This window comes from Planctomycetota bacterium, from assembly GCA_039182125.1.
In the GTDB taxonomy this organism is placed as follows: domain Bacteria; phylum Planctomycetota; class Phycisphaerae; order Tepidisphaerales; family Tepidisphaeraceae; genus JBCDCH01.
In genome coordinates this window covers 1-10,524 of the sequence record JBCDCH010000105.1, presented here as the reverse complement: position 1 = coordinate 10,524, position 10,524 = coordinate 1, and the positions used below count along the sequence as shown (strand labels likewise).

The following is a 10,524-nucleotide window of genomic DNA, read 5'->3' as shown; positions in this document are numbered from 1 at the left end:
CTCAACCCTCACGTCCGCATGCGGTACGTGATGCGTCCCTTGCTCGGGTCGTACGGGGAGATCTGCACCTTCACCCGGTCGCCGGGGAGGATGCGGATGTAGTGCTTGCGCATTTTCCCGCTGATGATGCCGAGGATCTCGGAATCCATTTCGTCGAGCTTGAGCTTGAACATGGCGTTGGGCAACGCCTGGGTCACGGTCGCTTCGACTTCAATACTGTCTGCGTCTCTGGCCATTCATTTCCATCGTAGGCCGGGCAATGCCCGGCATTTTGCTAATCGTACTTGGGCGTGACGGACTCCCGCACGCGCTCATAACTCTCGACACGCCACTGCGGCGCACGTTGGTCGGCCACGTCGGGAAAGTGCGTCTCCAGCAGGTTCTCTGGCGTCACGCCCCAGAGCCCGAACACCTTCACGCCCGGCGTGTCGATCACCGCACCGTCGGCAAACGAAAGTGGCAACCGCCGGGCCGAGGTCGTCGTGTGCATGCCCTTGTCGTGGGCATCGCTGACCGCGCCGACGCGCAGGTCGAGCGTGTTGTCGATCGCGTTGATGAGCGAGGACTTACCGACGCCGGAGTGCCCGGCGAGGACGGTCTCCTTTCCCGCAAGGTGATCACGCAACGCATCCAGGCCGACGCCGGTCTCGGCGCTGCACTCGATCGAGTCGACGCCGAGCGTTCGGTAGTGGGCGAGCACTTCACGCGCGTCGGCCAGTGCGCCGTTTTCGTCGAGGTCGATCTTGTTGAGCACGACGGTCGCGTCGAGACCGCCGGCCTTGGCGGCAATGAGCATGCGATCGACCAACCCCCAGCGTGGCCAGGGGTTGAGCAGGGCGACGGTGATGAGCATGCCGTGGGCGTTGGCCACGATCGGGTCCTGCTTGGCTTCGTCGAGCGGGTCGGTCCGCATGAGCACCGTCCGCCGCGGCTCGACGAACTCGATCACGCCCTCGGCCCGCAGCGGCGTGTCATCGTCAGCGCCCGGGATCTTCACCGTCCCCCCGGTCTTGTCGAACCGCACCTCGTCACCGACGACGATCTCCGTCTCGGCCACGCGCTGGATCGTCTTGCGCGCCGTACACAGGTGCGGCTCCTCCGTGTCGCTCTCGACATCGAAGAACAGCGAGTACACCTGCACCACCCGCCCCAGCGGCAACTTGTCCGCCGCCGCCCGACGTTTCTTCTCGAACATCTCGGCGGTGTTTTTCGCCTTGACGGTGTCGGCGTGCCGCGAGCGGCGACCGTACTTCTGCTTTGGCCCGCCAAGCTCGTCGGCCGCGTGGTCGGAGAGCTCGCCGTCCTTGAACTGGTCGGTCAGGTTGTTGTTCCGCGGACGTCGGGGCACGGCTAGAGGGTAGCAAACCGATGGCGATCAGTGTCCGTGACCGTTTCCGTTGGCCCCGCTCACCAGGGCGATGCTGTTTTTGCCGTGTTGCTTGGCGTTGAACATGAGAGCTTTGTCAGCGGCGTCGATGAGTTCCTCGGCGGTGTGGGCGTCGTAAGGGAAGACGGCCATACCGCCGGAGATGGTCAGCTTGCCCCGGCCCGATTGACCCAGGGCGGGGAAATCGCTGTCGGAGAGCAGCCGGCGGAAGCGATTGGCAATGGCCAACGGGGTCTGCGGGACGCGGTTGGTCGTGGCGTGCTCGGGATCGTGGGGCTCGCGGGGGCCTTCCTTTTCCCAGAACACCACCGCGAACTCGTCGCCGGAGATGCGTGCGACGCAGTCGTGTTCCCGGCAGCAACGGCGCATGAGCTGGGCGGTCTGTCGGAGGATGTCGTCACCGACGGCGTGGCCGTACTTGTCGTTGTACTGCTTGAAATTGTCGATGTCGAACAGCAGCAGCGTGACGGGGAAGTAGTTACGGCGGGCTCGGTCGAGGATGCGGCTGAGGAACCAGCGGAAGTACCGGCCGTTGTGGATGCCGGTGAGGTCGTCGAAGTACGCCAGCCGTTGCAGGGCCTCGTGGCGTTGGTCGAGCTTGGCGAGTTGGTCGAGGTTGCCGGCGAGGCGTGCGAAGAAGACCTCGGCGTCGTTGGCGTCGACGTCCGCCGGCGTGGTCAGTCGCAGTGTTAGCGAAGCGTCGCGCAGCGGATGACGCAGGTCGAGGTGGCCCTCTCGTGGCGCGGGTGGGTCTTGCTCGAGGCTGAGCGCCACGACGCTGCCGGATGCTTCGTTGAGCACGTCGACGACCGCGTGCAGCGCCCGACCCGGCCGAAGCGTCTGGGCTTTGAGAAACGTCTCGGCCACGGTGAGTCGGCGCAGCGGCAGCAGCGGGTCGTCGCCGGGGTTGTCCAGGGGGCCGGGGGTATCCAGCGGTTGGTCGGGCAGCGACACGGGCACGCCTGTGAGCATCGCCGAGAGGTCGCCCGACGTTGCGGGCAGCATCGCGTAATCCTCGGCAACGCCGGTCTCAACGAGCGACCGGCCCAGCGGCTCGTGCTCGGCATCGGCCAACAGGAAATGTCGGGTGTTTTGTTCGTGGTCACAGGCCTCGCGCAGGGCATTCGTGGCGGCTTCCGGCCGCTCATCGACATGTCCGATCTCGGTGACGACTGCGTCGAAATGGGTCGCGTGGAGGTCCGCAATGCCGTCGAACACGGTTTCGGCCGTCTCGACCTCGGCATGCGGCAAGGCGTCGCTGATGGATTGGCTCACCCGGCGGGCGGCGTCACCGATGACCAGCACCTTGCGCGGCGCGGACTCGGTCGGCGGGTCGGAATCTGTGCGCAGGCGCATACTCATGTGCTTCTCTCGGTCTCCATTTGCAGTGTACCTTGCAACCCGCCCGAATGTCGGACGTTGTAGGAGGATGACACCATTTTGTAAGCGGGCATGGGCTTGCGGTGGTTTATGATTCTGGCACAGGACTGGATTCCGCATGGAGTTTCTCAAGAGCACGGCCGGCAAAATCCTCACCGCCGCGTTGACCCTCGCGGTCATCGTCGCGGCGATCGGATTTTGGCAGATGGAGCCCGAAAGCCGCGACGCGTTGGTCGGCGGCGTCGGAGCGGCGGCTGGCTGGCTGCTGGCGGTGTTGTTTCTCCCGTGGGCAGGGTTCGCGGTCATCGGCAGGGTGGCCAAAGCCGACACGAATGCGGCGGGCTTCGCGTTGGTGGGTACGTTGACCGCGTTGGAGGCGGTGGCGTTGTCGTGGCTGTTTGGTTGGAACTTCGGCGGGGCGTTTGCATGGAGCATGGCGGCGGCCGCGGTTTTGTTCGCCGCCGTTTACAACCTCTTCGCCTGCGATTGGATCGCAGAGAAAGTGGCAGGATGAGCAGCGTCAACGCAGGACAACGCATCGGTGAATACGTGCTCGACCGCGTCGTCGGCGAGGGCACCTTCGGCCAGGTCTGGCGGGCGCACCATCATGTCTGGCACGATCAGGTTGTCGCCGTGAAGGTGCCAACCGATCCGCAGTACCTGCGCAGCCTCCAACAGGAGGGCACGGCCATCCACGGGCTCACGCATCCGAACATCACCAAAGCGCTCGGCTTCGATCCGTTCGCGCCGGTGCCGTATCTCGTCGTGGAGTTCGTCGAGGGTCGGTCGTTGCGGGCGTTGATGTCCGAACGGGTTCGGCTCTCGGCCCAGGAAACAATCGCGGTCATGCGGCAAGTACTCGCTGCCCTTGGCCATGCCCACGCCAACGGCGTCATCCACCGCGACGTCAAACCCGAGAATATCCTCATCGCCGGCGAAGAACTGCACGCCCCTGGTTCGGTGAAGCTCACCGACTTTGGCCTGGGCTTGCGTGGCGGTGCGAAGATGGCCCAGTCGATCGCGTACTCGATGGACGCCGGCGACGAGCAGGCACGCCAGATCGCCGGGACGCTGGACTACATGGCCCCCGAGCAACGTGCCGGCGGCGAGGTGGACGGTCGAGCCGACCTGTATTCGTGCGGCGTCGTGCTCTACGAGATGCTCACCGGCGAGAAGCCGGCTGGGACGGACCTGCCGTCGGACGTGGTTGAAACGGTGCCGCGCGAACTCGACGAGGTCTTCCGCAAGAGCTACGCCCGCCTCGACAAGCGTTACACAAACGCGGCGGCCATGGATGCGGCGCTGGCGTCGGTCGGTGTGATTCCGCCGATTCCGAAGTCGGCACCGCCCCCGCCGACCCGCGAGGTCGTCGGCAACGTCAAGCCACCCGGTAGCTGCCCGAAGTGTGGCGGCAATGTCAACGGCGACGACCAGTTCTGCATGCACTGCGGCCATCAACTCGTCGCCCAGGTTCGCCGTTGCGGCAAGTGCGGCGCGTTTCCCGCATCCACAGACACGTTCTGCATCTTCTGCGGCGAGGACCTGCGCCGGTCCACCGATTCATCCGCTGCGACGGCATAACGGAGGCACGCCATGGACCCGATCGTGATTCCGCTTTTCTTCATCGCCGCCGTCGCGCTGGCGTCGGTGTTCTTCATCATCTGGGCGGTGCTCAAGGTGGCGTTGTTCGTGCTGTATATTTTGCTGCTGCCGGTGCGTTGGCTGTTTGGCGGACACCGTCAGCCGCCGATGACACCGCCCGGCAAGGTCCAGCCGCAGTACTCCCGGCAAGGCACGCGCTGCGGCTTCCAGAACTGCCTGGCGCTCAACCCGACCAACGCACGGTTTTGTGGCCGGTGCGGTTCATCGTTGAGCGTGTGGGGCGGGGACCACTACCACTACCCGCCGCGCTCGACCCAACCGACCGAACGGCGCGTCGCGCACCAGCCGCAGGTGGACTATGTCGCCTGAGTCGCCGGTCATGCCGGCGAGCTTTCGGCACATGCCGCCGCCGACCACCGTCCACAGCGGCGGGGCGATCGTCGCGTCGCTCGAACGGCCCGTCGGCGGTAAGCAGCCGCTCAGCGGGCCCAAGACGTTCGTGTTCGCCCTCGCCACTGCGGGCATCGGACCGTTGCTTTACGACCGTTTCGTCTGGCAGCAGCAGGCACGCGGGCAACGCTCCCGGCTCTGGCACCTCGCCGATTATCTCGCCGCACGCGGCCTGCCGGATCACCGGGATGACGCCGATCGGTGTGGTCCGAAGCTGACGGGACTCGTCCTGCTCATCGCCATCGCACAAGCGGCACTGTTGGCGTGGTCGCTCTACACCGGACGCATCCGGCTCACGCTGTGGAGCCACGACCCCTGGTTCTTCGCATACGTCGGCCTCGCGGTGGCCGGGTATCTGGCGATCGCGTTGGACATGCTCCTGCATCATCACCTGGTGGCACGCGTTGTTCGGCAGTTCGGGCTTTCCGAGACGGTGCCTACCGCGCTGCCGACGCCGAAGCCGCCCTTGTTCGTCGGCGCGGTCCTGGCACTGGCGGTCGGGTGGTACTGGGCGATCCCGGCGATCCTGGGTTCGGGCGTGTTGCGGAAGGAAGTCGACAAGAACGGCCGAAAGTGGTCGGTGGATTTGGCCGCCGGTGTGCGTGCGCAGCCGGATCTGCTGGACGGTCCGCCGCCGCGGCTGCATGCGAACATCCGACAATGCCAGACGCCACGCTGCGCGACCGACCTTTCGCCCACGGCGAAGTTCTGTCCCCAGTGTGGGGTGCAGGCTCGCAAGGTGACGCTGGTCACCTAAGATGTTGCCGTGGGCCGCATGTACGCCATCCTCTCGGTCATCGGTTGGCTGCTGGCGGCAATCACATTGGTCTGGTACCTGATGAAGAAAAATGCGTGACAGCGCCGACCCATCCCGACACAAGGACGCCGAGCGTGAGGTCATGCGCCACGTCGAGGCGCTGATCGCCGGTGAACTCACCGGCCGCGATCGCACGCTCTCCATCGACACCCGCCGCGGCCGACAGCAGGTCGTCAACCTCCAGCGTGACGTCCGCCGATTCGATCAGACCAACGAGCACAAACGGCTCATGGTCGACCTCGACGTCGCCGACTTCGACCTCCAGCAACGTCTGCCGCGCGGCGAGGTGGTCGACGTGTCGCTGGTCGGTCGGCAGTTGGTGTTTTTCTCGACCAAGCTCGGCCACATGCGGGTGCTCTCGATGCCGCCGGTGCGGGAGCTGATCCAGGGCGTCTCGCCGGCCCCGCTGACCAGCGACGAGGTCAAGCGTCGACTCCGCGAGGTGCCGCCGCCGACGCGTGTCGCCGGGCCGATGACGCAGGTGCTGGTTTCGACCAGCGGCTTCACGCCCGAGGCCCGGCAGTTGGCGGTTACCTCGGACCGGACCACGACCGTGCTCATCGAGCCGGACGTCGCCGGCGGTTGGCTGGTGCATGCCCCGGACACCCACGCCGATCTGCGCAAGGTGTTCAACCCCGAGGGCGATGCCGACAAACGTCGGCGGGTGCGCGAGACTCTCGAAGCCCGACAGACCGACCTGATCACCGGCGGCGTGTCCTTGAAGAAGGTTGCCGACGACCTGCACCTGCCGGCGTCGATCGTCGAAGCCGAGGCCAAGGCGTGGGCGAAACAATCCACGAATCTGCGGGTGAAGACCCTCGACGGCGTACCCGTGCTGTATCGTGAAGGACTCAGCGGTGATGCCGCGAGCGTGAAGGGACCGTCGATGGCGATGATGGACAGACTGCTTGGAATCTTCGGTAAAAAGGGCGACGTCGAGAAGAAGGTCGCGTACCTCTCCGAACGCCGGGCCGCCCTGACCCAGCAGCGCGACGGCAGCCTCGAAGAGATCGGCGTGCTCGAGGCGAAGGAGGCCGAGCTGCGCGGCGAGTTCAAGGACGCCTCCAAGATCGCCCGCCAACGCATCACCGCCCAACTCGTCCAACTCCGCAAGGACATCGCCCGCAATCAGCAGCTCATGCAGGTGCTGAATCAGCAGGTGAACGTCGTCGGCACGCACCTGCATAATTTGGAGCTGCTCAAGCAGGGCGAGACGGCGAAGCTGCCCGACGTGGAAGAGATCGCCGAGGACGCGGCCAAGGCCGAGGAGGTCCTCGCCGACTTGCAGGCCGGCAACGAACTGGCCGACAGCGTCCTGCCGCCGGAAGTCAGCGGCATGACGAGCGAGGAGCAGTCGGTCTACGAGGAACTGCTGGCCGAGCTCGAACCGCCCGCCGAGGAAAGCGCCGAGACCGACCCGCAGCAAACGCCGGTGACGCCCAAGCGTGAGACTGAAACCGCAGCCAAGCCGACGTCGCCGCCGCCCGTGCCGAGCTCGCCCAATCGTGTCGAACCGGAGGCCGGCTGATGGCCCTGATCGACAAGCTCTTCGGCAAGAACAAAACGCTCAGCGAGCTGACGCGCCAGGAGTTGCGCCGCGAGGAAATCCTCATCACCAAGCAGCGCGACCGCCTGATGAAGAAGATCAGCGACGCCGCCGACGCAAAGCAGAAGCTCTTCAAGCAGGGTGCCGAGACGAAGTCGCCGGAGCTACGCCGGGCACTCGCCCAAGACTTCGAGATGAAGACGCAGGAGCAGTTGCTCAGCGCCCGCGAACTCACGATTCGCGGTAAGGAGCTGCTCACCGTCACACGCCTGCGGATGCTCCGCGAGAACGAGAACAAGGGCAAAGCACTCGGCCGACTCAAGCTCGCCCCGAAGGACGCCGCCAAGATCACCGAACTCATCGAACGCGAGGACGTGTCGCAGGAGATGTACCTCGAACAGCTCGACGAACTGCTCGAGATCGGTACCGAGAGCGATCGCTCCGCCTTGATCAACGCAACCCTCGGCGAGCCGGGCCAAGAGCTGATGGACATCTGGGCCGACCTTGATCGCGGCAACGTCAAGGACGAGGAAGCCTTCGCCGAAGCCGACAAGGCCGTCCGCCAACGCCAGATTTCCGCCGAACCCCGCTAGACTGTTCTCGACATGACCAAGCTGCTGATCCTCATCGCGTTGCTGCTCCCCGCCACGACGGTCCTCGCGCAGGATCCCGCCGAGCCCGAACCGGCCGCCGAGGTTGAAGTGATCGAGTCGGAAGCCGACACGGAGTCGACCGACGAAGCCGCCGAGGCCGAAACGGAGGCCGAAACCGAGGCTGCTCAAACCGACGAAGGCGACACTGAGGAGGAAGCTCCCGAATCCACCCGCGTCACGCTCGGCGATTTCAACATCTGGCTCACCATCATGTGGGTCAGCGTCTTGGGCATCCCGCTGGTGATCACCCTGTTCTTCATCGCCACCGTCCGCTACAAGAAGAAGTAGGAACCGCGCGCATGGGCTTGTTCAAGAGCAAAGACGAACGCCGCATCGAGCGCGAGATGAAAATCCGCCGCGGCGTGAAGTCCATCGAGAAGTCGATCCGACAACAGGAAAAGTTCGCCGACGACTTCATCAAGCACGCCAAGCAGGCCCGCAAGATCGGCGACAACGACCAGTACCTCTTCATCCGCAACGCGCTCAAGAAGACCGCCACGGTCAAGAAGATGCTCGAGCGACAACTGCTCGCGATCAAGAACGCCCAACTCGTCCAGCAGCAAGCGCGCAGCAGTCAGCAGTTCGCCGAGAGCATGAACCTCATCGCCGCCGAGATCGGCAAGGCGTTCGGCGAGATGGACCTGACCAAGACCCAGGCCGACTTCGAGAAGGCGATGACCCAGGCCGAGTCGGTCGAGGAACGCATGGACTTGTTCCTCGACACCATGCAAGACACCGGCGGCATGAGCACCGCCAGCAGCGAAGAACTCGTCACCGACGACGAGATCGACCGCCTGATCGAAGCCGACGTCGTCGCCGAGGAACGCGCCGAGCTCGGCAAGCTCGACGAACTCGAAAGCGAACTCGAACGCGAGCTGGGCGTGGCGAAAGAGAAGGATTGAATCATGAAGCGAGCCTTCGACGTCATCGTGCAACGTGGTTCCGACGGCATCTTCGTCGCTGAAGTTCCTGCGCTGCCAGGTTGCTACACACAAGCACCGACTCTTGAGGAACTCGAGGTTCGGGTCCGTGAGGTCATCGAGCTCTGCCTCGAAGACGAAGAACCCGAATCGCCAGATTTCATCGCCGTTCAACGCGTGCTGGGTGAAGCATGAGCCGCGCCCCCAGGTGACCGGGCGGCAGCTCATCGCCGCTCTGAGTAAAGTCGGGTTCCATGTTGTGCGGTAACGCGGTAGTCACGTTCGTCTTCGTCACGAGGACGGTCGGGTCACCAGTGTGCCGGTGCATGGGAACGAACCGCTCGGCGTTGGGTTGCTTGCGAAGATTCTGAGGGACGTTCGTCTCACAATGGACGACCTTCGTCGCCTGCTGTGAATCCCGTTCAAGGAATCGGCCTGCGCCCCAGTTGGTGCGCCATCGGTTGGCGCTTCACCAAACTCAGCTCCAGCAGAGCCACTGCAAAAACCGGGGCGTATTGCCACCAGAGCAGGCCGTACGGCAACCGCCACATGCCTGTTGCGGCTTGCTGGTCCCACAGGTTGTGCGCGACGACGATGGTCGCTGACCACGTCAGCACCGTCAGCCCGGCGAGTCGCGGGTAGGTCGAGATCAGCGGCACCAATGCCAGCGACCAACCCAGGTACCACGGATACGCGACCGGCGAGACCGCCAGCGCGAGCGTGAACAGCACGTATCCCGCGCCGGCCACCGACGCCCGCGTGATCCACAGCACGAGCCACGCCACCGAGAGGAGAATCACCGCGCCGGCCCGTGCCGCGGCTTTGGCGGCGAAGGCGTCCTGACCTTGGGCGGCGGGGTCGGTCAGGCCATCGACGGTGAGCCGATAGAGCAGGCCGTTCGCCTCCCATTCGCCGGCGAACTTCGTCATCGTCTCGAACCAGCCGGCGAAACCGTTCTGCCACGGCATGACCGCGAGCACGACCAGCGCGATCACGGTCGATGTCGCGAGCAGTTGCCGCGCAGCCTTCGCGAAGCCGTGGCGGTTCCACGCGCGTCGCAGCATGAAGGGCAGCAGGATCAGCACATGGGGCTTCACGAGTGCCGCCAGCCCAAGCGCGATGCCGGCTCTGCTGCCGCGGTCGTGCTGGAGTTGGCGTAGCGCGATCAACACCAGCAGGATGCCCAGCCAGTCCTGGTGTCCGTTACCCGCGGCTTCGCTGATGGTCAGTGGGTTCCATGCGAGCAGGACGGCCCACCACACACTCCGACGTGCGTCATGCAACATCGTGATGAGCACGCTGGCGCAGCCGATGACGCATAGCGCACACATCAGCCGCATCGGCAATAGCCGATGAACCAGCGGAAGATCCACCACGATCGACCGCCAACCGATCTGCGTGTCCGGGGGCACCGTCTGCGGCATCGGTAGCATCGCAAGCTCCAACGCCGCTGTCGCCGCGAACGCGCCCTGTGATACCGGAAGATAAATTGTCTTGATGTCTTGGAACGGCACCGCCGCATCGAGCAGGTCCAGCTCGAACTCGTTGTCATCCTCGGCGATCTCGCGCAGGCGCGCGGGTGTGTGTGCGTACGGCGATTCGCCGAGCAGCCAGAGCTTTCCGTCGGCCCGGTAGCGCAGCGCGTCATCGCTGAGCGCCGGCGGCATCAGCACGATCGCGACCGTTTGCAGTAGCGCCGTCCCGAGCAGGATGATCAGCGCGCTGTTGCGTGGCCGCAGCTTCACCGCGTCGGTCGGCGTCGTTTTGAG

13 protein-coding genes and 1 pseudogene are annotated in these 10,524 nt (G+C 65.0%); 10 read left to right on the top strand and 4 right to left on the bottom strand.

Annotated elements, in window-relative coordinates:
• Positions 1–8 precede the first annotated feature (8 nt).
• From infA to AAGD32_17670, 3 genes are read right to left on the bottom strand one after another with little or no spacing between them, the layout of a single operon-like run.
• Positions 9–236 (bottom strand): translation initiation factor IF-1, encoded by a 228-nt coding sequence (gene infA / locus AAGD32_17680; GenBank protein MEM8876078.1) that lies wholly within the window; start codon positions 234–236, stop codon positions 9–11.
• Positions 237–274: 38 nt separating this feature from the next.
• A complete protein-coding gene (rsgA, locus tag AAGD32_17675) occupies positions 275–1,348 on the bottom strand; it encodes a ribosome small subunit-dependent GTPase A (protein ID MEM8876077.1) in 1,074 nt (357 codons plus the stop codon).
• 27 nt (positions 1,349–1,375) lie between these two features.
• Positions 1,376–2,743 (bottom strand): GGDEF domain-containing protein, encoded by a 1,368-nt coding sequence (locus AAGD32_17670; GenBank protein MEM8876076.1) that lies wholly within the window; start codon positions 2,741–2,743, stop codon positions 1,376–1,378.
• Between the two features lie 142 nt (positions 2,744–2,885).
• On the opposite strand from AAGD32_17670, the gene AAGD32_17665 reads away from it, so the two are divergent.
• From AAGD32_17665 to AAGD32_17620, 10 genes and pseudogenes are all read left to right on the top strand, one after another.
• The gene (locus AAGD32_17665; GenBank protein MEM8876075.1) at positions 2,886–3,281 is read left to right on the top strand and encodes a hypothetical protein; all 396 of its coding nucleotides are present in this window, start codon (positions 2,886–2,888) and stop codon (positions 3,279–3,281) included.
• Positions 3,278–4,348, top strand: a complete 1,071-nt coding sequence (locus AAGD32_17660; protein MEM8876074.1) for a serine/threonine-protein kinase — start codon at positions 3,278–3,280, stop codon at positions 4,346–4,348. The genes AAGD32_17665 and AAGD32_17660 overlap by 4 nt, the downstream gene beginning before the upstream one ends.
• A 12-nt stretch (positions 4,349–4,360) precedes the next feature.
• A complete protein-coding gene (locus AAGD32_17655) occupies positions 4,361–4,738 on the top strand; it encodes a hypothetical protein (GenBank protein ID MEM8876073.1) in 378 nt (125 codons plus the stop codon).
• A gap of 31 nt (positions 4,739–4,769) precedes the next feature.
• Positions 4,770–5,576 (top strand): zinc ribbon domain-containing protein, encoded by an 807-nt coding sequence (locus AAGD32_17650; GenBank protein MEM8876072.1) that lies wholly within the window; start codon positions 4,770–4,772, stop codon positions 5,574–5,576.
• A 91-nt stretch (positions 5,577–5,667) separates the two neighbouring features.
• Positions 5,668–7,164 carry a hypothetical protein gene (locus AAGD32_17645; GenBank protein ID MEM8876071.1) on the top strand — a complete coding sequence of 499 codons (1,497 nt, stop codon included), beginning with the start codon at positions 5,668–5,670 and terminating at the stop codon, positions 7,162–7,164.
• Positions 7,164–7,775, top strand: coding sequence for a hypothetical protein (locus AAGD32_17640; protein ID MEM8876070.1), 612 nt, complete (start codon positions 7,164–7,166; stop codon positions 7,773–7,775). Before AAGD32_17645 ends, AAGD32_17640 begins: the two co-directional genes overlap by 1 nt.
• A gap of 12 nt (positions 7,776–7,787) precedes the next feature.
• Positions 7,788–8,123 carry a hypothetical protein gene (locus AAGD32_17635; GenBank protein MEM8876069.1) on the top strand — a complete coding sequence of 112 codons (336 nt, stop codon included), beginning with the start codon at positions 7,788–7,790 and terminating at the stop codon, positions 8,121–8,123.
• 11 nt (positions 8,124–8,134) lie between these two features.
• Positions 8,135–8,737 carry a hypothetical protein gene (locus AAGD32_17630; protein ID MEM8876068.1) on the top strand — a complete coding sequence of 201 codons (603 nt, stop codon included), beginning with the start codon at positions 8,135–8,137 and terminating at the stop codon, positions 8,735–8,737.
• Positions 8,738–8,740: 3 nt separating this feature from the next.
• Positions 8,741–8,950, top strand: a complete 210-nt coding sequence (locus tag AAGD32_17625) for a type II toxin-antitoxin system HicB family antitoxin (GenBank protein MEM8876067.1) — start codon at positions 8,741–8,743, stop codon at positions 8,948–8,950.
• Positions 8,940–9,170: pseudogene (locus AAGD32_17620) on the top strand (type II toxin-antitoxin system HicA family toxin). The gene AAGD32_17625 and the pseudogene AAGD32_17620 overlap by 11 nt, the downstream one beginning before the upstream one ends.
• A gap of 7 nt (positions 9,171–9,177) precedes the next feature.
• On the opposite strand, the gene AAGD32_17615 reads toward AAGD32_17620, so the two are convergent.
• On the bottom strand, positions 9,178–10,524 hold a 1,347-nt coding region (locus AAGD32_17615; protein MEM8876066.1), incomplete at its 5' end, for a glycosyltransferase 87 family protein.

Bases quoted from the DNA above. Each gene is read 5' to 3' on its own strand.
- AAGD32_17655 (MEM8876073.1), top strand. From the start codon at position 4,361: ATGGACCCGATCGTGATTCCGCTTTTCTTCATCGCCGCCGTCGCGCTG.
- AAGD32_17650 (MEM8876072.1), top strand. From the start codon at position 4,770: ATGCCGCCGCCGACCACCGTCCACAGCGGCGGGGCGATCGTCGCGTCG.
- AAGD32_17645 (MEM8876071.1), top strand. From the start codon at position 5,668: ATGCGTGACAGCGCCGACCCATCCCGACACAAGGACGCCGAGCGTGAG.
- infA (MEM8876078.1), bottom strand. From the start codon at position 236: ATGGCCAGAGACGCAGACAGTATTGAAGTCGAAGCGACCGTGACCCAG.
- AAGD32_17635 (MEM8876069.1), top strand. From the start codon at position 7,788: ATGACCAAGCTGCTGATCCTCATCGCGTTGCTGCTCCCCGCCACGACG.
- AAGD32_17660 (MEM8876074.1), top strand. From the start codon at position 3,278: ATGAGCAGCGTCAACGCAGGACAACGCATCGGTGAATACGTGCTCGAC.
- AAGD32_17625 (MEM8876067.1), top strand. From the start codon at position 8,741: ATGAAGCGAGCCTTCGACGTCATCGTGCAACGTGGTTCCGACGGCATC.
- AAGD32_17630 (MEM8876068.1), top strand. From the start codon at position 8,135: ATGGGCTTGTTCAAGAGCAAAGACGAACGCCGCATCGAGCGCGAGATG.
- AAGD32_17640 (MEM8876070.1), top strand. From the start codon at position 7,164: ATGGCCCTGATCGACAAGCTCTTCGGCAAGAACAAAACGCTCAGCGAG.
- AAGD32_17665 (MEM8876075.1), top strand. From the start codon at position 2,886: ATGGAGTTTCTCAAGAGCACGGCCGGCAAAATCCTCACCGCCGCGTTG.
- AAGD32_17670 (MEM8876076.1), bottom strand. From the start codon at position 2,743: ATGCGCCTGCGCACAGATTCCGACCCGCCGACCGAGTCCGCGCCGCGC.